The sequence below is a fragment of the Mesorhizobium sp. B2-3-4 genome (assembly GCF_006442315.1).
Taxonomy (GTDB): Bacteria; Pseudomonadota; Alphaproteobacteria; order Rhizobiales; family Rhizobiaceae; genus Mesorhizobium.
Genome location: NZ_VFVY01000004.1, coordinates 1 through 21,385, shown reverse-complemented (window position 1 = coordinate 21,385; position 21,385 = coordinate 1). Strand labels below are relative to the sequence as shown.

Genomic DNA, 21,385 nt, shown 5'->3' with positions numbered 1-21,385 from the left:
TACGCCTTGGTCATCCTCGGGTCTGCGCCACGTCGCTTCGCTCGTGCATGACCGATCGCGGGTACTCAACCTTCGACTATCCCATCCGCCCCCTTGCGGCCACCGGCAGCGTTTCCAGCACCTTGTCGCCATCGATGAGATGGACCTGGTCGAACAGGTTCGTCACCACGCAGCAATGATCGGGCACCACGCGCACTCGCTCGCCGATGCGAAGGCCAGCGCCATTGGACAGCGTGACGGTGCCATGTTCCTCGCTAAGGCCGGTGACCAGTGCGCCGGGCATGCCGAGCAACTCGCCGAATTCCTTCAGCCCCAGCGTATCCGACGACAGCGCCTTGCTGCCGCTGTCGAGGATGGCGCGCGTTGGCGTCGGATGGCTGACCACGGTCGCGAGCACGGTCAGCGCGCAGTCGTCGAGGCTGCCGACACCTTTGGCGACCTGATAGCGGTCGAGATAGATATAGGTGCCGGGCCGGTATTCGGTGACGACGGAGGCATCGGCGGAACGCCACATGTCAGGCGTGCCGCCGCTTGAGATGCGCTCGCAGGCGAGCCCTGAAGCCGCCAACGCGTGCTTGGCGTCGGCAAGCCAGGCCTCGGCTTCCGCCGCGCGCCCGGCAGCCGGATAGGTCATCAGCCCGCCAAAGGCGAGGCCCTTGGCCTGGTCGATGGCTGTCGCCAGAGCCACCGCTTCGTCGGCCGTCTGCACGCCGCAGCGGCCCATGCCGGTGTCGCATTCGACCAGCACCTGCAGGGCATGGCCGGGATCGCTGAAGGTCGCGGCAAGCCCTTCCAGCGTTTCCCCGCTGTCGGCCGTCACAGACAAGACGACACGACCGTGCAGCGCCTTCAGCCGTTCCAGCTTAGCGCGGCCCAGAATGTTGTAGGGGAGGAAAATGTCGGTCAGCCCGGCATCGGCCATCACCTCGGCCTCGCCGATCTTCTGGCAAGTGATGCCGACGGCCCCGGCCGCCACCTGCTTCTTGGCCCAGTAAGGCAGCTTGTGCGTCTTGATGTGCGGCCTGAGCTTCAGTCCGTTCTTGTCGGCATGGGCTTGCGCGCGGGCGATGTTGGCTTCGGCGAGTGCGGCATCGATCAGAATCGACGGCGTATCGAGGTCATGAATGGTCGGCATCGGCGATCTCTGTGAAAATTCGTGAGGGTTATGAGCCTGAAAGCACGCGATGTCACGCCGCAGGCGAACTGTGGGCCATGGACGGGGCCGCGCCGGGCTCGAACAGGCAGAATGGATCGACACCGCACCGGCGTTCGGCTATGCGATTTGCAATGCATGTCGTCCAAAAGTGCGCAGCGGTTTTGGGATGACGACATGCGTGCTAACAACCTAAAGCGTGTCACATGAATGCCGTTGAGTGCGACGCGCTTTAGCAAAATCGACACGAAGGGTCATGATCATGAAACGCTCCGCCATCAATGAAATCATCCGCGAAGCCGACGCTTTCATCCGCTCGTTCGGCTACATCATGCCGCCCTTTGCCTACTGGTCGCCCGAAGAGATGAAGGCACGCAAGGTCGACTCCTCGGCCATCCACACCTCGCGCATGGGCTGGGACATCACCGATTACGGCCAAGAGAAATTCCACGAACTCGGCCTGTTCCTATTCACCACCCGCAATGGCCGCTACGAGGACATGAAGAAGGGCATGGGCATGCTCTACGCCGAGAAGATCATGATCTCGCGCAAGGACCAGCTGTCGCCGATGCACCGTCACAACATCAAGGCCGAGGACATCATCAACCGTGGTGGCGGCAAGCTGGTGCTGGAACTCTTCATGCATGACCGCGACGGCGGCGTCGACCCCAAGGCCGAGGTTTCGGTGCCGGTCGACGGCACCATACACAGGCTGCCGGCGGGCGGGCTCCTGAAGCTCGATCCGGGCCAGAGCGTGACGCTGCTGCCTGGCGTCTGGCACGCCTTCTGGGCCGAGGGCAAGGACGTGTTGATCGGCGAGGTTTCGACCGTCAACGACGATCTCACAGACAACGTCTTCCGCGAACCGATCGGCCGCTTTTCCAATATCGACGAGGACGTCGCTCCGCTCCACCTTCTGGTGGCCGACTATGAGAAGTGGCTGGCCTAGTTCAGGCGCCACGCTCAATGGCAGCAGCTTGCCGCTGATTGTACGCTCGTCCGGCACAGGCAGGACGAGCTGATCGGCACATCCGCCTTGCCCAGCGCCACGGCAAGCCTTGCCTGCAGCGCCGGCAGCTCTTCCGCCTCGCCACGCCGGCTCAAGCATTCGACCAGCCCGTGCAGCGCCCAGACATTGCCGGGATGCTGGGCGCAACGCTGCACTTTGCCGCTCATGCCAAGATCGTCGCGATAGACCTGCTCGGCTTCGGCCGCGTGGCCCTGGTCGAGAAGCAGCGCCGCCAGCGCATGGCGCGGCGGGTGCATCCACGCCCACGGCTCGGTGTAGGACAGGTTATCGTCCAGCTCGACCGCTTGCCTGAGATGACCATAGGCCTCCTCGTGCAGGCCCTGATGATAGGCAAGCTCGCCATCGAGCAAGGCCGCACCGACCGCGAGAGACGCGCGGGTCGGGTTGCTGAGAAAACGGCGCTCGGCCGGAACGCCTTCGAGATGCCGGTGGAACCGCTCGCGCTGCCGCTCAGCCTCGGGGAATTGCCTCAGCGCCGCATGCGCCACACCCTTGGCATAGTGCTGCATGGCCGCCGTCAGGACGTAGAGGCCAGGTTCGGCTATATCAGGCTCGTCGATGATCTCGCGCCAGCGGCCGAAGCGCACCTGCACATGCGATTTCATCGCGTGGTAGCCTTCCACGGTCTGCGTGAGCTTTGGCCTGTCGGCAATGGCGACGACATCGCGCGTGACCAGCCCGCGCACCTTGTCGGCGGCCCACAAAGCCCGCGCGTATTGGCCTGATAACATGCAGGTGAACATCATCAGGTGCAGGTCGTGGCAGCAGCCGAGCAGGTAGTAGGTCGGCTCGTCGGCATAAGCGAGATAGAGGTCGTTGGCGCGCACCGCCTTCTCGCTCGCAAGCTTCGCTTTCTCATAGTCGCCGCACAGCACATAGATATGCCCCGGCATGTGGTTCATGTGCCCGGCGTCGGGACACATCTCGCCGAGCAGATCGGCCGAGCGTATGCCGCGCTCCGGCTGGGTCGACATTTCCAGGAGATGGATGTGCAGATGGACGATCGCCGGGTGCTGGGCGATGCCGGCCTCGTCGGCGAGGCGGATCGAGCGCTCGCAAACATCCAGCGCCTCGACGACATCGGAGTTCGGCGCCGGCTCACCGGTCTTGAGGTTCCACAACCGCCGCACGGTTCGCATCATCAGCGCCTCGACCAGCAGCGCCATGACGTCATGGTCGTCGGGAAAATCCCGGTAAACCCGCCGCATCGCCGCGGCATAGGCGTCATCCCACTGTTCGAATTCCGGCAACGTCACCCGATGCGGCTTCTGAAACCGAGAGGCAAGCGCCTCGATCAGCCGCCCTTCGACCTCGCTGGCCGCAGCCGCACCGACGCGCGCCAGCCGCACATGGTCGAAGCAACGCTTCGTCGCACTGTTGGCCTCGGCTTCGCCATGCTCTTTCCAGGTCAGATTGTAGAAAGGCCCGGCGGCATAGGCGATGCCCCAATGCACCATCGGGCAGCCAGGGTCCGTTTCCAGCGCCTTCTCGAAGCACTTGATGCCTTCTTCGTGATTGAAGCCGTAGCACCAGTTGAGCCCGATATCGAACCAGCGCTGGGTTTCGGTCGAGCGGGTGGAGATGGGGCGGCGGTAGCTGCCGAGGTCGAAGCGGTCCATGTCTTCCATTCAAAGGCTTCTCGGCCGCGAGCTTGGCCGTGGCCAGATTCTTTCGCCACCAATGTGTGCCGAAATCTCGGGGGATGGCAAACGCCATGAGTAGCCGTCGCCGGCGCGACAACTGCCCTTAGTTGGCCCTTTCGTCTTGCCAGCCGGCCAGTTCCGGCAGGTCGTCAAGCCAACTTTTCTCGCTCATCAAAGCATTGCCGGCCTGCGGTGCGGCCTCGGTAGCGTTCTGAATGAGCCAGTCCATCCACTTCCGGTAGGCAGCCGGATCCATCTCGGGCGGCAGCACCTTGGCCTTGAGCAGCATCCGTTTACGGAAACTGGTTTGGCGGCGGAGCTTGGTTGTCGTGAACTTGATGACCTTGCCCTGGTAGTCAACCGTCCAGCGGTCGCCGCCAAGACTTACAAGACCGCTGATGGCGAAGCCGGCATCGACCGGCCTGTCGCGCCAGGGGAGCTCGACGGCGTTCTTCCTCAGATCGAGCGCCCATCGCCTGTAGGTGGCCCCGGCACGCTGGGGTGGCAGCACGCCGGCCTGTTCGAGCACCTTCCTGCGGAAGGTAGGCTGCTTCTTGATCTGGCCGCTCGTAAACTCGATGCGATGCCCGCGAAACTCGACGTGCCACCGGATCCGCCCATTGCCGACATATTTCACCACCCTGTCGATGAGGAATTCGTCCTCGGCAAGCGCCACGCAGCCCTGGCGGATGCTTTCGAGAATGAACTGGCTATCGGTGGGCATGACGCGATCTCGTCAAGGGAGCCTGCACGAACGTAGCAACGCGAAGCAAACAGGGCAAAACTTCCCTGCAAAATCATCGTTGTGCTTTCAGAATTTTGGCTGGGGAACCTGGATTCGAACCAGGACTAACGGAGTCAGAGTCCGTGGGTCTACCGTTAACCTATTCCCCAGCAAGCGCGGTCACCAACCGCGCGGGCCAAGCGGGCTAGCCGCTGTGAGCGCTGCCTTGTAGCCGCCAGCGGAAAATAGTCAAGCCTGCTTTGTGGTTCAATTGTCGCGGCCTCCGGAAGCCGGCGTTCCCACTGGATGCGATCCGCGTCAGCTCTCCTTGCGGCTGAACTGTGAGCGTTCGAAGAACAGCACCACGCCGAGGCCGAGAATCAGCGGGATGATGAGATAAAACAGCCGGAACACCAGCAGCGCGGCCAGCACGCCGACCGGGTCCATGTCGGAAAGCCCGGCGAGAAAGACCACTTCGAACACGCCGAGCCCGCCCGGCGCATGCGAGATCTGCGCGACCGAGAAGGAGACGAGGAAGACGCCCAGCACGACGAAATAGCCCGGATTGTTCACCTCGGGCAGGGCGAAGAAGATGATTGCGGCCGCCGCCAGCAGTTCGATCGGGCCGATCAGCAACTGCCTGATGACAATCGGCAGCGCCGGGTAGTGCAACTGGAAGCTGGCGATCTTCAGCGGGCGCAGATGCAGCCAGCTGCCGAATATATAGGCGGCGATGAGGATCAGCATGGCTAGTCCCGCCGCCTCCGACAGGCCGTGATGGGCGATGCCGGAGAAGCGGTCGATAATCTGCGGCTCGAACACCAGCACGAGGCCGGAGGCGAGAATCGTCGACAGCACGAAGGTTATCCAGCAGATCGCCACCAGCACGCCGACTTCCTGGCCTGTCAGGCCCCTGGTGCCGTAGGCGCGGTAGCGGATGACGGCGCCGGAAAACACCGAGCCGCCGATATTGTGCGACAGCGCATAGGTGGTGAAGGAACAGAGCGTCACGAACAGCCACGACACTTTCTTGCCGATATGCAGCAGCGCGATGTGATCGTAGCCGGCGAGCGCGGCATAGGCGACGATCGAGCTCAAGCCGGCCAGAATCCAGCCGCGTGCGGGAATGGCCGCCAGCCCTTCCCAGACATCGTCGAGCGAGACGCCGCGCAATTCATGCCAGAGCAACAGCAGCGAGAAGATCACCGCGCCGATGCCGACGACCGGCCAGAAATAGCGTTTCCAGTTCATTGCCCGACTGCCATGCGTTGCCTGTCCGCTTCCTTTTCTGTCGAGAGGCTGAACGCGCCCCGAATTCCCCGTTCATTTCAGAAATGCCTCATCGAAGCCGGCTATTCAACCGCGAACACTTGTCGCGCCCGATGCCGTCCCGATTTGCCGTGCGCCGCGCCAGCGTTGCGCTACCAACCCGGCCTTGCCGGTACATTACGCCAGCGCAAAAAGCCGCCCTGTGCAGCCAGCCGGCAAAATTCGGCATGCGGCTCTTGGTGATCGGGCGCGGCACTGTTAGTCTGGCGGCAACTTGAAACATGCCAAAGCGCCTGCTGCGTCCGTCACCGGTTCGCGCGGCGCCGGAAGGAACGACAGTGGAAGACCGCGACACCGGCGCAAGCGCGCCGGAGGTGGGCGCGTCAAGCGCTTCCCCGGGGTCATCAGGCTCGGGGACAGCCGGTTGGCAGCAACGCCGCCCGTCGGAGCCCCGCTCCGCGAATGGGCAGGCGGGCGACGCGTCCCAGAAGGGCAAACCCAAGAAACGGCGCAAGCGAAGGCGCGGGCGCAAGGTTTTTGCGCGCGACGAAGCGAGCCCCGACGGGAATCGATCGCCGGTGCCGGGCAGGGCCCCTGTCGTGGCCGTGGACCTGAAGCCGATGGCGGTGATCTCGCCAGCCGTTCCGGTGGCGCGCCCCGAACAGGGCAACCGCCGGCCGCCGGTGCACGAGCTTCCGGTTTTCGCGGCGCTGGACCTCGGCACCAACAACTGCCGGCTGCTGGTCGCCGTTCCCACCCGTCACGGCCAGTTCCGCGTCATCGATGCCTTCTCGCGCATCGTCAGGCTGGGCGAGGGGCTGACCGCCAATGGCCGGCTCGGCCAGCCGGCGATGGACCGGGCGGTCGAGGCGCTCAAGGTTTGCGGTGACAAATTGCGTGGCCGCAAGATCAGGAAGGCAAGGCTGATCGCCACGGAAGCCTGCCGCTCGGCCGAGAACGGTGTCGAATTCCTCGAACGCGTCGAGCGCGAAGCCGGTCTGAAGCTCGAAATCATCGACCGCCAGACCGAAGCCAGGCTTGCGGTTTCCGGCTGCGGCTCTCTGGTCGAGCGCGACACGCAGGGCGTCGTCCTGTTCGACATCGGCGGCGGCTCCTCGGAAATCGCGCTGATCGATCTCACCGGCCGCCGTTCGCCGCGCCTTGCCAACCACATCGTGTCGTGGACCTCGCTGCCGGTCGGCGTCGTCTCGCTGGCCGAGCGCTTTGGCGGCCGCACGGTGACGCGCGAGATCTTCGCCGCCATGGTCGAGGACGTCGCCGGCCGGCTGGCCGCCTTCGACGGCCGCGACCGGCTGAGCCATCTCAAGGCCAGCCCGAATTTCCATCTGCTCGGCACTTCGGGCACGGTAACGACGCTGGCCGGCGTCCATCTCGACCTCGAACGCTACGACCGCCGCCGGGTCGATGGCCTGTGGATGGACCGCGACAGCGTCGACCGCATGGTGGAGAAGCTGGTCGGCTGGGATTTTCAGCAGCGCTGCGCCAACCCTTGCATCGGCGCCGACCGTGCCGATCTCGTGCTGGCCGGCTGCGCTATCCTCGAAGCGATCCGCGCCGTCTGGCCCTCGGAGCGGCTGCGCGTCGCCGACCGCGGCTTGCGCGAAGGCATATTGAGCGAATTGATGGCCGATGACGGCGTCTGGCGCAATGATGGGCGTGGCAGGGCATGATGCGTGAAAGTCGCCGGGTTCCTTTGCCGAGCGGTCGCCCCGCACTCCGTCGAGCTGCGCTTGACACCTCTCTCGGCGAGCGAGAAACCAAGCGATGACCAAGAAGCCGGAAAAGCCGGGCTCCGCCGGCATTCGCGTCTTGAAGACGCGTATCAAGAAGAAAAGCGGGCTCAAGGAATCCTCGCGCCGCTGGCTGCAGCGCCACATCAACGATCCCTATGTCCAGAGGTCGAAGGCCGATGGCTATCGTTCCCGCGCGGCCTACAAGCTGATCGAGATCGACGACAAGCACCATCTCCTAAAGCCCGGCATGAAGGTGATCGACCTCGGTGCTGCTCCCGGCGGCTGGTGCCAGGTCGCGGCCGCGCGTACGAAATCGACGGTCGAGAACCCGCATGTCGTCGGCATCGACTATCTCGAAATGGACGCTGTGCCCGGCGCGCCGGTGCTGCTGATGGATTTTCTCGATCCAGACGCGCCGCAGAAGCTCTCCGAGGCGCTGGGTGGCGATCCCGACGTCGTGCTGTCCGACATGGCGGCGCCGACCACCGGCCACAGGCGAACCGATCACATCCGCACCATGCATCTGTGCGAGGTGGCGGCCGATTTCGCGGTGTCGGTGCTGAAACCGGGCGGGCATTTCCTGGCCAAGACTTTTCAGGGCGGCGCCGAAAACGAACTGCTCTCGATGCTCAAGAAAAACTTTCGCTCTGTCCACCACGTCAAGCCGCCGGCTTCGCGCGATGAATCGGTCGAGCTTTACCTGCTGGCGAAAGACTTCAAGGGGCGAGAGTCCGTTCCGCCGTCAGGCGGGTCGAAACGTCCAGTGGACGTTTCGAAGGACTCGAGCGCCCGGAGCCATAGCGAAGGGCCGGGGGACGCCGAGGACTGATCGGTCTATACGGCGACGTTGCCTCACTCTCCCGGCGATCTCATCGGTTCCAGCGTCTTGGGCGTCGTCAGACGGCCATGGCCTGATACGGCGTTGCCGGCATCGGGTGCCAGCCGCATGAACGACAACGACGCCGCCGCCGACACCGCAGCCACGATGAAGAAGGCGATGTGGAAATCGCCCAGCGTCAGTGGGCCGCCGTGGATCGACGTCGAGACTTCCAGAATGCCGCCGGCGAGCGCCACGCCGAGCGCGATCGACAGTTGCTGGAACACCGCGGTGATCGGTGTTGCCTTGCTGGTATCCTCCGCCGACACCTCGGCATAGGAGAGCGCGTTGACGCCGGTGAAGAACATCGACCGGATAAAGCCGCCGACCAGCAATATGGCCAGCATCAGCACATAAGGCGTTTCGGGGGTGAACAGGCCGTAGATGGCGATCGATGCTGCGGCGACCAGCGAGCCGACGATCAGCACCCGACGGAAGCCGACGACGCGAAAGATCAGCGCGGTGACGAATTTCATGCCGATTGCGCCGATCGCCGAGACGAAGGTGATCATGCCGGACTGGAATGGTGTCAGCCCGAAACCGATCTGGAACATCAGCGGCAACAGGAACGGCACGGCGCCGATGCCGATGCGAAACAGGCTGCCGCCTAGCACCGAGGAGCGAAACACCTGGTTGCGGAACAGTTCGAGCGCCAGCAGCGGGTTCCTGGCACGGCGCGCATGCAAGAGGTAGAGCACGCCCGACAGCAGCCCCACCGCGATGGTGACGAAGCCGGTCGCCGGCGGCAGATAGGGCAGGCTGACCACCGACAGGCCGAATACGACGCCGGATGCCGCCAGCCCGCTCAGCACGAATCCGATGAAATCGAGCGGCGGCGTCTCGGTTGCTTCGGTTTCCGGCAGGAAGCGTGTTGCGAGCCAGATGCCGATCAGGCCGATCGGCACATTGATCAGGAAGATCCAGTGCCAGGTGAAATAGGTGGTGATGAAGCCGCCGATCGGCGGGCCGACCAGCGGGCCGACGAGTGCTGGAACGGTCAGCCAGGACATGGCGGCGACCAAATCGCTCTTGGGCGTGGCGCGCACCAGAACCAGGCGTCCGACCGGCGTCATCATGGCGCCGCCGATTCCTTGCAGGAAACGCGCGACCACGAAGGCCGGCAGCGACCCGGAGAACGCGCAGGCGACCGAGCCTGCGATGAACACCGCGATCGCGGCGCGAAAGACTGTCTTGGCGCCGAAGCGGTCGGCCATCCAGCCGCTGATCGGAATGAAGATCGCCAGCGACACCAGATAGGCCGTCAAGGCCAGCTTGAGCGCGATCGGGCTGGTATGGATGTCGATGGCGATCGCCGGCAGCGATGTCGCGATGACGGTCGAATCCATGTTTTCCATGAAAAGAGCGACCGCCAGTATGAGCGGGATGGTGCGGTTCAACGAACGCGTCCGAATTGGTCAAAAAAGTTTACGTGCCGGCTGGGGCAAACCGATACAACGGGCGGTTATCATGCCTTTGGGCGGATGTCGCATTAATTTGCTGTCACGTTTGTGCGACCGCAAGCCATGGTGGCGGCTGTCGGGTCAACCCCAACAGTTTGCGGTGACATGCAATCATCGTCTTTTCAACGTCATCGCGACGTGTTACCAGCCAGCGCCAATCCTGAAAGGGAAGAAGAGAGTCGGCGCTGTCCATTCCGGTCCAGCGCTTTTTCCGCATTCTGAAGGGCTGGCCATGGCAAAGATCATCGAAACGTCCACCGGCGCACTGGCGCTGACCTTTGACGACGTGCTTTTGCAGCCTGGTCATTCCGAGGTCATGCCCGGCCAGGCCGATATCCGCACCCGCATCGCCGGCGACATCGACCTCAACGTGCCGATCCTGTCGGCGGCCATGGACACTGTCACCGAGGCACGGCTTGCCATCGCCATGGCGCAGGCCGGCGGCATCGGCGTCATCCACCGCAATTTCTCGCCGGCCGAGCAGGCCGAGCAGGTGCGCCAGGTCAAGAAATTCGAATCCGGCATGGTGGTCAATCCTGTCACCATCGGCCCTGACGCCACGCTCGCCGACGCGCTGTCGCTGATGCGCACCCACGGCATCTCGGGTATCCCGGTGGTCGAGAATGGCGGCGCCGGCGGCCACAAGGTCGGCCGGCTGGTCGGCATCCTGACCAATCGCGACGTGCGCTTCGCGTCCGATCCGGCGCAGAAAGTCTACGAATTGATGACCCGTGAGAACCTCATCACGGTCAAGGAGAATGTCGACCAGGACGAGGCCAAGCGGCTTCTGCACCAGCACCGGATCGAGAAGCTGGTCGTGGTCGACAAAAAGGGCAATTGCGTCGGTCTGATCACCGTCAAGGACATCGAGAAGTCGCAGCTCAACCCGCACGCCACCAAGGATGCGCAGGGGCGCCTGCGCGCCGCGGCCGCCACCAGCGTCGGCGACGACGGCTTCGAGCGCGCCGAGCGGCTGATCGATGCCGGTGTCGATCTTCTCGTCATCGACACCGCGCATGGCCACTCGCAGCGCGTGCTGGACGCCGTGACGCGTGCGAAGAAGCTTTCCAATTCGGTCCGTATCCTGGCGGGCAATGTCGCCACGGCCGAAGGCACGCAGGCGCTGATCGACGCCGGCGCGGACGCCGTCAAGGTCGGCATCGGCCCGGGCTCCATCTGCACCACCCGAATCGTCGCCGGCGTCGGCGTGCCGCAGCTTTCGGCGATCATGTCGGCGGTCGAGACCGCGCACAAATCCGGTGCATCGGTGATCGCCGACGGCGGCATCAAATATTCCGGCGATCTGGCCAAGGCGCTCGCCGCCGGCGCCAGTGCGGCCATGATCGGCTCACTGCTTGCCGGAACCGACGAGAGCCCGGGCGAGGTCTATCTGCACCAGGGCCGCTCCTTCAAGGCCTATCGCGGCATGGGCTCGGTCGGCGCCATGGCGCGCGGCTCGGCCGATCGCTACTTCCAGGCCGAGGTGCGCGACACGCTGAAACTGGTGCCGGAAGGCATCGAAGGACAGGTTCCCTACAAAGGACCTGTGTCTGGCGTGCTGCACCAGCTTGCGGGCGGCCTGAAAGCCGCTATGGGTTATGTTGGTGGCCGCGACCTTGCCGATTTCCGCGAACGCGCCACCTTTGTGCGCATATCCAACGCCGGACTTCGTGAAAGCCACGCCCATGACGTCACGATTACCCGCGAAAGCCCCAACTATCCCGGCGGAGCCTGATTCTTCCGGGCTTTGGCGCAACTTGGCGGCAATGGTGCTGCGGTTGTCGCGTCATGTCGCGGCGCTCTGCTTCCTGTCGGCGGCGGTCTTCATCGCCATGACGGTGCTGGAATTCTTCTATTTCCGCCAGTTGAGCGGCGGCCTGCCTTCGCTCGACATGCGCTATTTCGGCTTCACGCCCGATGAAGGCATGGCCTGGCTGACCGCTCTTGGCCGGCGCGGCGGCGAGATCATCCTGGTCTGGCACTACCTGACCTTCGATCTCCTGTTTCCGGCCTTGCTGTCGGTGACGCTGGTCAGTCTGATCCTGGCCAGCGGCCGGCGGCTGAAGAATTTTCGCGTGTTGCCAGGGCAGGTGCAGTCGATCTTCGCGCTGGTCCTGGTGCTGCCTTACACCTTCGCCGACTATGCCCAGAATATCGCGGTGGCGCGGCTTCTGTCGGATTTCCTCTATGCCAACCCGGACTCGCTGGCTTTCGCCTCGGCGCTGATCGTTACCAAATTCGCGCTTCTCGCCGTCCCGGTCATCGTCATTGGCGCTTTCTGGCTGACTGGCCAAAGACGTCAGAACTGATGCCAAACAGGGCATGGGAGACTTCATGAACCAGACCACGATCTTCTGGCCGGTCCTGGCCCACGTGCTGCTGATCTATATCGTCTATGGTGTCCTCGGACGGCGCCGCTATGTCGCCGTCAAGTCGGGCGAGGCCAAGGTGAGCCAATACAAGGTCCGGTCGACGGAGCCGGCCTCATGCGTCAGCGTCGCGGGCAATCTCAGCAATCAGTTCGAACTGCCGGTGCTGTTCTACGTGCTGTGTCTGACGCTACATGTCACCAATGGCGTCAACTATCTGACCTTGGCGCTGATGTGGATTTTCGTCGCGACGCGTTATGTCCACGCCTGGGTTCACCTGACCAGCAACGATCTGCGCCTGCGCAGCCGCTTCTTCGCCTTGGGAGCGCTGATTCTTTTGGTGGGCTGGATCTGGTTTGCGCTACACCTGCTCCGGGTAATTTGAAAGAACTCCCCGCGACCGACGAAGAAAGGCTGATTCTACAGGTCGAACACCGCTATTTTTCGCTTGTCGAACTTGATGCCGATCTCGCCGCGCACCAGCTTCAACGCCTGTTCGCCGAATACGGCACGCCGCCATCCCTGCAGGGCCGGCACGTCAGCGGCCTCGCCTTCGGCCGCTATGCGGTCGATGTCGTCGCTGGAGGCGAGTACCTTTGGCGCAACGCCCTGCTTCTCGGCGATGATCCTCAACAGCACTTTCAACAATTCCGCTGCTGCGCTCGAACCCTCGGGCGGCTGGAAGGTCTTAGGCAGTTTCGGCATCTGCTCCTTGGGCAGCGCAAGCGCGGCGTTGACCGCGCCAAGCAGCGCCGTCGCCGTCGAGGAGCGCTCCCAGCCCTTGGGCGTCGTGCGCAGCTTGGCAAGGGCAGCCGCGTCGCGCGGCGCCTGCTGCGCGATCTCGTAGATCGCGTCGTCCTTGAGCACGCGGCCGCGCGGCACGTCGCGCTCGCGCGCCTCGCGCTCCCGCCACGCCGCCACGGCCTGCACGATCGCCAGTTCCTGCGGTTTGCGCAGCCGCATCTTCAGCCGCTTCCAGGCATCCTCGGGGTGCGGATCGTAAGTCTCGCGCGAGGTCAGGACATCCATCTCCTCGTTCAGCCAATGGGCGCGGTTTTCGCGCGCCAGCTCGGCATTGAGGTGCTGGTAGACCTCGATCAGATGGGTCACATCGGCCAGCGCGTAGTCAAGCTGCTTGTCGGACAGCGGCCGGTGGCGCCAGTCGGTGAAGCGCGACGACTTGTCGAGCCGCGCGCCGGTGATGCGCTGCACGAGCTGATCGTAGGAAACGCTGTCGCCGAAGCCGCACACCATCGCCGCCACCTGGGTGTCGAACACCGGATGGGGAACGAGATTGCCGAGATGGACGATGATTTCGATATCCTGCCGTGCGGCGTGGAAGACTTTGACCACCGCTTCGTTGGCCATCAGCCTGAAGAAGGGGGCAAGGTCGATGTCGGATGACAGCGGGTCGATCAGCGCCGTCACGCCGGGCGCGGCCATCTGGATCAGGCACAGGATCGGCCAGAAGGTCGTTTCGCGGATGAATTCGGTGTCGACGGTGACGAAATCCGACTTTTCGAAAGCGGCGAGAACTGTCTCGAGTTCTTTCTGGGTGGTGATGACGTGCATCAAATCGCTTTTGGCAGGAGTAGGGTCTTCCTTGATTTCAGCCGCGAAGGCTTTCGTCAAGCTATGGCGCGGTCGTCATTGTCCATCAGGACTGTCCGTATCGCCATTTCTTCTGGCCAGCCGCGCAAAAATGGTCGAGGTGCGCAACAGGGCGGTGAAGCGGCTGCGTTTGCCAACAGGGACGCCGGATCGCGCCCGCATGCGATAGAGGATGACGGCGATGAAAACCGCGTAGACCACGGCGCTGAAGACAAACAGCGCGCTTGGCCCGAAATACTGCATTGCCGTCGACGCCGCGAAAGGACCGCCGATGGCGCCGAATGAGTAGAACAGCATCAGGGCGGCGTTGATCAGCACGAACTCGCCCTTGTCGGCGCGGTCGTTGGAGTGCGCCGCAGACAGCGAATAGAGCGGCATGGCGAAACAGCCGAAGATGAAGATGATGATGAAGTTGAGCAGCGGATTGCTGCCGGCGATGAACACCAGCGCCAGCGCCGAAACCATGGCGCAGCAGGTCGTGATCAACAGCACGCGGCGCCGGTCCCAGCGGTCGGACAAGTATCCCAGCGGATACTGGATGATGGCGCCGCCGAAGATGCCGATGCTGACGAATGTGACGACATCGGCGACCGACATGCCGATCTCTTCGGCATAGACCGGCGACAGGGTGCGGAACGCGCTGTTGGTGACGCCGACAGCGACGCAGCCGAAGCACCCCAGCGGTGAGATGCGCCAGACACGCGCCAGGTCGAGCTTGACCTCATCGGGCGGCGTGGGGTTTGAACGGTCGCCGAGCGAAACCGGAACCAGCGACAGCGTGATCATGATCGACATGATGGCGAAGATGCTGAAGCCGCTTGCACCGAAGACCGGGATCAGGAACTGGGCTGATGTCACAGAGCCGGTGTCGACCATCCGGTAGATCGCCAGCACGCGGGCGCGGTCATGGTTGCTGACTCCGGAATTCAGCCAGCTTTCGACGATGGTGAACAGACCGGCGAAGCAGAAGCCGCCGGCAAAGCGCACCGCGCACCACATCACCGGATCGAGCACCAGCACCAGCAGCAAGGTGCCGACCGAGGCGATCGCAGCCAATGCCGAAAACGCCCTGATATGGCCAACCGCCTTCATGATGCGCGTGATGGCCAGGCAGCCGAGCAGAAAGCCGGCGAAATAGAACGTGCCCATCAGGCCGATATCGGAGGCGGAAAACCCTTCCTGCGCGCCCCGAAGTGCAATGAGCGTGCTCTGCAACCCATTGCCGCCGAGCAATATGCCTGCAGCGAGGAGAAGCGGGATCAATGGGCGGATGGAGGACATGAAAGGCGATCACATATCGGTGATCCCTTCTTGAACCATCGGCCTGGTCAATGCCAGCAACAAATCGGCGGTGACATCAATCCGTATCGGTGTATCCGCCTGGATTCTGTATGGGATGACGTGTGCCGGCTTTCCTCCGTCCTTGACTGAACCAACCGGCTGCTCCCGATGCGACGGCAATGCCGATCAGAACCGCAATGAGCCCGACAATGAGCTTGGCGCTTACCTGCTCGCCCAGGAAGACGACACCGAAGATCGATGCCGTTATCGGATTGACCGCGACGGAGACGGCAACCAGGGTCGGCGCCACGCGTCGCAGCGCGAATGCCCAGAGGAAAAAGATGAAGGCGCCGCAGATGATGGCCAGGTATCCGGCCGCGACCAACTGAGGCGTGTCAAGCGTGGCAAGCCGTGTGAAGCCCCCACGAGAAGCCACCAGGACAGACAGGCAGACGGCGCCCACGCCCATGCCGAATGCCACGAACGGGATCGGCGCGGTGCGGGATAGAAACGGTCTCGACCACACATTGTAGAGGGCCATGCACAAGGCCGCGGCGACCATCAGCAGGTCTCCACGCCACGCACCCGGCGGAGCGGTGGCCAGGCTGGTGCCGAGCGCGACAGCAACGCCGGCCATCGCGATCATGACACCGGTGATCTTGCGCGCGGTCGGCGACTCGACCCGCAGAATTGCGCCCGCAATCATGGTGAGCAGGGGCAGTGTCGAAAGCGCCAGGGCTCCACGGGCTGCGGTCGTGTAGACAAGCGCTCCGTTGAACAGCACCGGAAACAGTCCGAAAAAGAGGACGCCGAGCGCACCGGCGCCGGGCCAGTCGTGCACAGGCGGAAACCTGTCGCGGCGCGCAAGCGCCACGGCGGCCAGGACGAGAAATCCGCCACCAAACCGGATGGCGCCAATCGTCAGGGGATCGAGCGTGCCTGCCAGATATCGTGTTGCGCCGACAGCGGTGCCCCCAAGGGCACTGGAGAGGATCGCGGCAAGCACTCCCAGAATTTCCATCGTTCCCGACCTTTGCCAACTCGCAGTGAGCGATATCGGCGAGGCGGGATAAAAGGAATCGAATAAACTCAATGAGCTTGATAACATTCCTCTATGAGCAGTCTCGATCCGGAACTGTTGCGAGCCTTCGTGGCTGTTGCCGAGCGTCTCTCTTTCACGCGAGCCGCCGAGCAGCTCAATCGAACGCAAGCCGCCATCAGCCTGCAGGTGAAACGTCTCGAGGAACGTCTCGAAGTCGCCTTGTTCCGTCGCTCGACCGCCCATGTTGAACTGACAGCGGCCGGGGAGGATTTCCTGGTCGACGCGCGCCGGATTCTTGTCCTCAATGAGCAGGCGATCGCGCGTGTTTCAAATCAGCGGGTGGCCGGGCGCATTCGCATCGGGGTCATGGAGGATTACGGAACCAAGATCCTGCCGCGCCTGCTCGCCGATATCGCCGCCCGATTCCCGCTCATGCAGGTCGAAATGGAGATCGGTCTCACCGCCCGCCTGCTGAAACGACTTGGTTCATCATTCGACGCGGTCCTTGCCATGCATCCGGAAGGCACCGCCGAGGGCGACCTGATCTGCCGCGAAAGAGCCATTTGGGCAGCGGCGGCGGCCCATCCCGTCGAAGAACTCGATCCGCTGCCCGTGGCCCTGTCCGATCCCGATTGCCTGTTTCGATCCTGGGCCGTCAGGGCGCTCGACAAAGCCGGGCGGCCGTGGCGGCTGGCCTATGTCAGCCCGAGCCTCGCCGCCACGGAAGCAATCGTCGAGCAGGGACTGGCGATCACCGTGGTCAAGGGCAGCATGCTCACGCCTGGCCTGCGTGCCGTCCATTCCGGCCGACATGTGCCTGTGCTGCCCGGAGCCGAAATCCGCCTCCATCGCGCGGCAACATCATCCGCCAGCGCTGCCTTGGTCGTCGACCATCTCGCACATCGTCTGCGTTTGTCGACCTTGGGGTCATAGGCGGCAGATCGAACGTGCTTCCGGTAGGACGCCTGGGGAACCGCTTACGCCTCGTTGGCTCGTGCAAGGGCTTCCTCTCGCGTCCCGCTGGACCCTGCGCCGTCCGCCGTTGCGGGCGAGGATGATGGTCTTGTGCCAAGCGCGCCGACGGTCAGCAGGCTGAGTATGATGAACGGGATGCCGATGCCGTAGGCCGAGCGGATGCCCCAATGGTCAGAGACGAAACCGAGCAGCGGCGGGCCGAGCAGGAAGGCCGTGAAGGAGATCTGCGACAAGGCCGCCACGTTGATCGCCGCGGGGCGGTCGCTTCGCTGCGCGGCGGCCGAAATCGCCAGCGGGAAGATGGCGCTGCTGCCGATGCCCAGAAGTGCGAAGCCGAGCATCGAGACCAATGGCGCCGGCGAGAAGAAGACCAGGACAACGCCGGCTGCCACCGTTCCCAGAAGGACGCGCGCCACGCCGCTTGGTGAATGGCGGTCGACGAAGCTGTCGGCGAAGAAGCGCGTCGTCGCTTGCGAGAATGCAAACAGCGCCACCGTGAACCCGGCGACAAAGGGACCGGACTCGAACACGGTACGCATGTAGATCGCCGACCAGTCGATGCTGGCACCCTCCAGCAGCATTGCCGAAAGCGTGACCGCGACGAGGACGAGGATCGGCAGTGTCGGTCTGGCGAACATGGGCGCCTTGTCGCCGGTATGGGCGAAACGGCCGGGGGCGGGCTCGTAGCCGCCGAGAAACAGCGCCATGGCAACGGCCACGATCGGCACGACCAGGGCCAGATGGAGCTGCGGCGACAGCCCAAGATGCGCCAGTGCGCCGCCGAACAGGCCAGCACCGAAAAAGCCCGCGCTCCAGAACGAATGCGCGCGGTTCATGATCCGCCGTTTGAGCTGGAATTCCGTCCTGTCGGCCTCGACGTTCAGGATGATTTCGACGCTGCCAATCATCAGGCCGATCGGAAACAGCATCAGGAAAAGCGCGACCGGGCCCGGCGCGTGCACGGCGATCGCGTAGAGAAGCGCCAGCAGCGGGACCAGCGTGAGCAGCGCACGGCGGAAGCCTATGCGCTCCAAAAGGGGAGTGGCCAGCGTCAGCGCGATCAAGGTGCCGATCGGTGTGCCGATCAGGCTGAGCCCGAGCGTGCCATCCTCGATACCCATCGCGTGCTTGATATCGGGCAGGCGTGGAAAGATGTTGCCCATGGCGAACGAATAGATCGCGAAGCCGGCATAGACCCGGTGTTGAGGGGCAAGGTTGAGGCCAAAACGCATCGTGGTGCTTTCAACGAAGGAGGACGGCCGGAGTGTCCAACCGCTTTGCATGTTGTCATGCTTCTTGCACAAACGTGCAAAACATGCAAGAATGTGCATTGCAAAACAGGACCCCGCAATGCTTACCGATCAACGGCACCAGCTCATCCGTGACCGCCTTGCCGCGGAGGGAAGGGTCCTGGCCGGCGAACTGGCGAGCCGCTTCGGCGTTTCGGAGGACACTGTTCGGCGCGATCTGAGAGAGCTGGCGAAGGCGGGTGAATGCCGCCGTGTCTATGGCGGAGCGATCGCGTCCGCCCCATTCGCGGCGGCGACAATCGGTCAACGCGGCGGCCATGCTGTCGAGGAAAAGGCGCGTCTGGCACGTGCGGCGGTCGCGCTGATCTCTGCCGGGCAAAGCCTTTTCATTGACGGCGGTACGACCAACGAGGCGGTCGCCCGGGCCATCCCGCTCGATCTCGACCTGACCATCGCCACCAATTCGCTCGGCGTCGCCTCGGCACTGTCGGATCACCCGCTGGTCGAACTGATCGTGCTGGGCGGCAGGTTCGTCCGCGACCTCGGCACCTGCGTCGGCGCCGACACGCTCGCCGCCGTGGCGCAGCTTGGCGCCGACCTGTTTTTCCTGGGTTCCTGCGGTCTCGATGCCTCGCGCGGCGTGACCGCCTTCGATTCGGCCGAGGCCGAGGTGAAGCGGGCCATGGCCAGGAATAGCGCCGGCGTCGTCATTGCCGTCACCAACGACAAGCTGGCCACCGCGGCGCCCTATCGCGTTGCCGCGGCAGGGAGGATCAGTCATCTCGTCGTCGAGAAGACGGCGCCCGCCGCTGTCCTCGCCGACTTCGAACGTCAGGGCGCCAAAATCCACTTCGCTTGAATGGCCGAAACGGTAAGTCCGTGTGACCGCTTGCCTTGACAAATCTGGCCTCTCATGCGCTTTTCCGGCAAATTTTGAGGCCGGGCTGCGATGCTTCGGTCCGCAACCCAGCATCCCGGACTTTTACCCATGACCATGCACCGTTACCGCAGCCATACCTGTGCCCAGTTGAGGAAGAGCGATGTCGGCAATTCCGTTCGCCTGTCGGGTTGGGTGCATCGCGTTCGCGACCATGGCGGCCTGCTGTTCATCGACTTGCGCGACCATTACGGCCTGACCCAGATCGTGGCCGATCCCGATTCGCCTGCCTTCAAGGTCGCCGAGACCGTGCGCGGCGAATGGGTTATCCGCGTCGACGGCGAGGTCAAGGCGCGCCTGCCGGAGACGGTCAACGCCAATTTGCCGACCGGCGAGATCGAGATTTTTGCCCGCGAGATCGAGGTTTTGTCTGCCGCCAAGGAATTGCCGCTGCCTGTGTTCGGCGAGCCGGACTATCCCGAGGACATCAGGCTGAAATACCGCTTCCTCGACCTGCGTCGCGAGACGTTGCACAAGAACATCGTGGCGCGCACGAAGATCATCGCCGAGATGCGCAAGCGCATGGGCGAGGTCGGCTTCACCGAATTCTCGACGCCGATCCTGACCGCCTCGTCGCCGGAAGGCGCGCGCGACTTCCTGGTGCCGTCGCGCATCCATCCCGGCACGTTCTACGCGCTGCCGCAGGCGCCGCAACAGTACAAGCAGCTGATCATGGTGTCGGGCTTCGACCGCTATTTCCAGATCGCGCCATGCTTCCGCGACGAGGACCCGCGCGCCGACCGCCTGCCCGGCGAATTCTACCAGCTCGACCTCGAAATGAGCTTTGTCGAGCAGGACGATGTGCTTTCCACCATGGCGCCGGTGATGACCTCGGTCTTCGAGGCTTTCGCCAACGGCAAGCCGGTCACCAAGGAATGGCCGCGCATTCCCTATGATGTGGCCATGCGCAAATACGGTTCCGACAAGCCTGACCTGCGCAACCCGATCGTCATGCAGGCGGTTTCCGATCATTTCCGCGATTCCGGCTTCAAGGTCTTCGCCAACATCCTGGCCAACGATGCCAAGGCCGAGGTCTGGGCCATTCCGGCCAAGACCGGCGGCAGCCGCGCCTTCTGCGACCGCATGAATTCCTGGGCGCAGGGCGAAGGCCAGCCCGGCCTGGGCTACATTTTCTGGCGCAAGGAGGGCGACAAGCTCGAAGGCGCCGGTCCGCTGGCCAAGAACATCGGCGAAGAGCGCACCGAGGCGATCCGCCAGCAACTCGGCCTTGCCGACGGCGACGCCGCTTTCTTCGTCGCTGGCGACCCCAAGAAATTCGTCTCCTTCGCCGGCGCGGCGCGCACGCGGGCCGGCGAGGAACTGAACCTCGTCGACCGCGACCGCTTCGAGCTATGCTGGATCGTTGATTTCCCGTTCTTCGAGTGGAACGAGGACGAGAAGAAGATCGATTTCGCCCACAATCCGTTCTCGATGCCGCAGGGTGGTATCGACGCGCTGAACGGTCAGGATCCGCTCAGCATCAAGGCGTTCCAGTATGACGCCGTCTGCAACGGCTTCGAGATCGCGTCCGGCGGCATCCGCAACCACCTGCCGGAAACCATGGTCAAGGCGTTCGAGATGGTCGGGCTGGATCGCCAGACGGTCGAGGAGCGCTTCGGCGGTCTCTACCGCGCCTTCCAGTACGGAGCGCCGCCGCACGGTGGCGCGGCGTTCGGCATCGACCGCGTCGTCATGCTCTTGGTCGGCGCCAAGAACCTGCGCGAGATTACCATGTTCCCGATGAACCAGCAGGCCTATGACCTGCTGATGAACGCACCTTCGGAGGCAAGCCCGCAGCAGCTTCGCGATTTGGCGTTGCGCGTCGCTCCGACCAAGAAGGACGCCTGATCGCGGAATCCAGGCAGCGGTTGAAGAAACCGCCCGAACCGGTCCCTTTGATTCGAAATCCCATGAAAAAGCCCGGCATCATCGATTGAACTGACCCCCGAAAGTTGGACACAACCTTCGGGGGTTTTGTATGTCCAGACACAGTGCGAGTTTCAAGCGCTC

At 63.6% G+C, this 21,385-nt stretch carries 18 protein-coding genes and 1 tRNA gene; 9 read left to right on the top strand and 10 right to left on the bottom strand.

Annotated features, from left to right (window positions below):
- Positions 1-76: 76 nt before the first annotated feature.
- Positions 77-1,135 carry a D-TA family PLP-dependent enzyme gene (locus FJ967_RS07980; protein ID WP_140731175.1) on the bottom strand — a complete coding sequence of 353 codons (1,059 nt, stop codon included), beginning with the start codon at positions 1,133-1,135 and terminating at the stop codon, positions 77-79.
- A 280-nt stretch (positions 1,136-1,415) separates the two neighbouring features.
- On the opposite strand from FJ967_RS07980, the gene FJ967_RS07975 reads away from it, so the two are divergent.
- Positions 1,416-2,102, top strand: a complete 687-nt coding sequence (locus FJ967_RS07975) for a D-lyxose/D-mannose family sugar isomerase (protein WP_140731174.1) — start codon at positions 1,416-1,418, stop codon at positions 2,100-2,102.
- Between the two features lie 14 nt (positions 2,103-2,116).
- Here FJ967_RS07975 and FJ967_RS07970 read toward each other — a convergent pair whose 3' ends face one another.
- The 4 genes from FJ967_RS07970 to FJ967_RS07955 all read right to left on the bottom strand — a co-directional run bounded on the left by FJ967_RS07970 (position 2,117) and on the right by FJ967_RS07955 (position 5,801).
- The gene (locus tag FJ967_RS07970; RefSeq protein ID WP_140731467.1) at positions 2,117-3,802 is read right to left on the bottom strand and encodes a hypothetical protein; all 1,686 of its coding nucleotides are present in this window, start codon (positions 3,800-3,802) and stop codon (positions 2,117-2,119) included.
- A 127-nt stretch (positions 3,803-3,929) separates the two neighbouring features.
- Positions 3,930-4,550, bottom strand: a complete 621-nt coding sequence (locus tag FJ967_RS07965) for a hypothetical protein (RefSeq protein WP_140731173.1) — start codon at positions 4,548-4,550, stop codon at positions 3,930-3,932.
- Between the two features lie 96 nt (positions 4,551-4,646).
- A tRNA-Gln gene (locus FJ967_RS07960) sits at positions 4,647-4,720 on the bottom strand.
- A gap of 148 nt (positions 4,721-4,868) precedes the next feature.
- Positions 4,869-5,801, bottom strand: a complete 933-nt coding sequence (locus FJ967_RS07955) for a lysylphosphatidylglycerol synthase domain-containing protein (protein ID WP_140731172.1) — start codon at positions 5,799-5,801, stop codon at positions 4,869-4,871.
- 356 nt (positions 5,802-6,157) lie between these two features.
- On the opposite strand from FJ967_RS07955, the gene FJ967_RS07950 reads away from it, so the two are divergent.
- Positions 6,158-7,510: a Ppx/GppA phosphatase family protein gene (locus tag FJ967_RS07950; RefSeq protein WP_140731466.1), complete on the top strand. Its 1,353-nt coding sequence runs from the start codon at positions 6,158-6,160 to the stop codon at positions 7,508-7,510.
- A 94-nt stretch (positions 7,511-7,604) separates the two neighbouring features.
- Entirely contained in the window at positions 7,605-8,402 is a 798-nt protein-coding gene (locus FJ967_RS07945) for an RlmE family RNA methyltransferase (protein WP_140731171.1), read from the top strand.
- Positions 8,403-8,425: 23 nt separating this feature from the next.
- On the opposite strand, the gene FJ967_RS07940 is transcribed toward FJ967_RS07945, so the two are convergent.
- Positions 8,426-9,847: an MFS transporter gene (locus tag FJ967_RS07940; RefSeq protein WP_140731170.1), complete on the bottom strand. Its 1,422-nt coding sequence runs from the start codon at positions 9,845-9,847 to the stop codon at positions 8,426-8,428.
- Positions 9,848-10,142: 295 nt separating this feature from the next.
- Here FJ967_RS07940 and guaB point away from each other — a divergent pair, with 295 nt between their 5' ends.
- Genes guaB through FJ967_RS07925 form a run of 3 tightly spaced genes read left to right on the top strand, consistent with a single transcriptional unit; the run spans position 10,143 to position 12,664 of the window.
- Positions 10,143-11,645, top strand: a complete 1,503-nt coding sequence (gene guaB / locus FJ967_RS07935) for an IMP dehydrogenase (protein WP_140731169.1) — start codon at positions 10,143-10,145, stop codon at positions 11,643-11,645.
- Between the two features lie 31 nt (positions 11,646-11,676).
- Entirely contained in the window at positions 11,677-12,219 is a 543-nt protein-coding gene (locus tag FJ967_RS07930) for a hypothetical protein (RefSeq protein ID WP_181175705.1), read from the top strand.
- 25 nt (positions 12,220-12,244) lie between these two features.
- Positions 12,245-12,664, top strand: a complete 420-nt coding sequence (locus FJ967_RS07925; RefSeq protein WP_140731167.1) for an MAPEG family protein — start codon at positions 12,245-12,247, stop codon at positions 12,662-12,664.
- Between the two features lie 35 nt (positions 12,665-12,699).
- Here FJ967_RS07925 and rnd read toward each other — a convergent pair whose 3' ends face one another.
- From rnd to FJ967_RS07910, 3 genes are all read right to left on the bottom strand, one after another.
- A complete protein-coding gene (gene rnd / locus FJ967_RS07920; protein WP_140731166.1) occupies positions 12,700-13,851 on the bottom strand; it encodes a ribonuclease D in 1,152 nt (383 codons plus the stop codon).
- A gap of 75 nt (positions 13,852-13,926) precedes the next feature.
- Positions 13,927-15,171: an MFS transporter gene (locus tag FJ967_RS07915; protein WP_140731165.1), complete on the bottom strand. Its 1,245-nt coding sequence runs from the start codon at positions 15,169-15,171 to the stop codon at positions 13,927-13,929.
- Positions 15,172-15,247: 76 nt separating this feature from the next.
- Positions 15,248-16,177, bottom strand: coding sequence for a DMT family transporter (locus FJ967_RS07910; protein ID WP_348643075.1), 930 nt, complete (start codon positions 16,175-16,177; stop codon positions 15,248-15,250).
- 108 nt (positions 16,178-16,285) lie between these two features.
- On the opposite strand from FJ967_RS07910, the gene FJ967_RS07905 reads away from it, so the two are divergent.
- Positions 16,286-17,146, top strand: a complete 861-nt coding sequence (locus tag FJ967_RS07905) for a LysR substrate-binding domain-containing protein (protein WP_140731163.1) — start codon at positions 16,286-16,288, stop codon at positions 17,144-17,146.
- A 44-nt stretch (positions 17,147-17,190) separates the two neighbouring features.
- On the opposite strand, the gene FJ967_RS07900 is transcribed toward FJ967_RS07905, so the two are convergent.
- Positions 17,191-18,420, bottom strand: a complete 1,230-nt coding sequence (locus FJ967_RS07900; RefSeq protein ID WP_140731162.1) for an MFS transporter — start codon at positions 18,418-18,420, stop codon at positions 17,191-17,193.
- Positions 18,421-18,538: 118 nt separating this feature from the next.
- On the opposite strand from FJ967_RS07900, the gene FJ967_RS07895 reads away from it, so the two are divergent.
- Positions 18,539-19,297, top strand: coding sequence for a DeoR/GlpR family DNA-binding transcription regulator (locus FJ967_RS07895; protein ID WP_140731161.1), 759 nt, complete (start codon positions 18,539-18,541; stop codon positions 19,295-19,297).
- 135 nt (positions 19,298-19,432) lie between these two features.
- Positions 19,433-21,223: an aspartate--tRNA ligase gene (gene aspS / locus FJ967_RS07890; protein ID WP_181175731.1), complete on the top strand. Its 1,791-nt coding sequence runs from the start codon at positions 19,433-19,435 to the stop codon at positions 21,221-21,223.
- Positions 21,224-21,385: the final 162 nt, after the last annotated feature.

Excerpts from the sequence above, each read along its gene's own strand:
- FJ967_RS07980 (WP_140731175.1), bottom strand. The coding sequence starts at position 1,135 with ATGCCGACCATTCATGACCTCGATACGCCGTCGATTCTGATCGATGCC.
- FJ967_RS07895 (WP_140731161.1), top strand. The coding sequence starts at position 18,539 with ATGCTTACCGATCAACGGCACCAGCTCATCCGTGACCGCCTTGCCGCG.
- FJ967_RS07975 (WP_140731174.1), top strand. The coding sequence starts at position 1,416 with ATGAAACGCTCCGCCATCAATGAAATCATCCGCGAAGCCGACGCTTTC.
- FJ967_RS07930 (WP_181175705.1), top strand. The coding sequence starts at position 11,677 with ATGGTGCTGCGGTTGTCGCGTCATGTCGCGGCGCTCTGCTTCCTGTCG.
- FJ967_RS07915 (WP_140731165.1), bottom strand. The coding sequence starts at position 15,171 with ATGTCCTCCATCCGCCCATTGATCCCGCTTCTCCTCGCTGCAGGCATA.
- FJ967_RS07965 (WP_140731173.1), bottom strand. The coding sequence starts at position 4,550 with ATGCCCACCGATAGCCAGTTCATTCTCGAAAGCATCCGCCAGGGCTGC.
- FJ967_RS07945 (WP_140731171.1), top strand. The coding sequence starts at position 7,605 with ATGACCAAGAAGCCGGAAAAGCCGGGCTCCGCCGGCATTCGCGTCTTG.
- FJ967_RS07970 (WP_140731467.1), bottom strand. The coding sequence starts at position 3,802 with ATGGACCGCTTCGACCTCGGCAGCTACCGCCGCCCCATCTCCACCCGC.
- FJ967_RS07905 (WP_140731163.1), top strand. The coding sequence starts at position 16,286 with ATGAGCAGTCTCGATCCGGAACTGTTGCGAGCCTTCGTGGCTGTTGCC.
- aspS (WP_181175731.1), top strand. The coding sequence starts at position 19,433 with ATGCACCGTTACCGCAGCCATACCTGTGCCCAGTTGAGGAAGAGCGAT.
- FJ967_RS07900 (WP_140731162.1), bottom strand. The coding sequence starts at position 18,420 with ATGCGTTTTGGCCTCAACCTTGCCCCTCAACACCGGGTCTATGCCGGC.
- FJ967_RS07925 (WP_140731167.1), top strand. The coding sequence starts at position 12,245 with ATGAACCAGACCACGATCTTCTGGCCGGTCCTGGCCCACGTGCTGCTG.
- FJ967_RS07955 (WP_140731172.1), bottom strand. The coding sequence starts at position 5,801 with ATGAACTGGAAACGCTATTTCTGGCCGGTCGTCGGCATCGGCGCGGTG.
- guaB (WP_140731169.1), top strand. The coding sequence starts at position 10,143 with ATGGCAAAGATCATCGAAACGTCCACCGGCGCACTGGCGCTGACCTTT.
- rnd (WP_140731166.1), bottom strand. The coding sequence starts at position 13,851 with ATGCACGTCATCACCACCCAGAAAGAACTCGAGACAGTTCTCGCCGCT.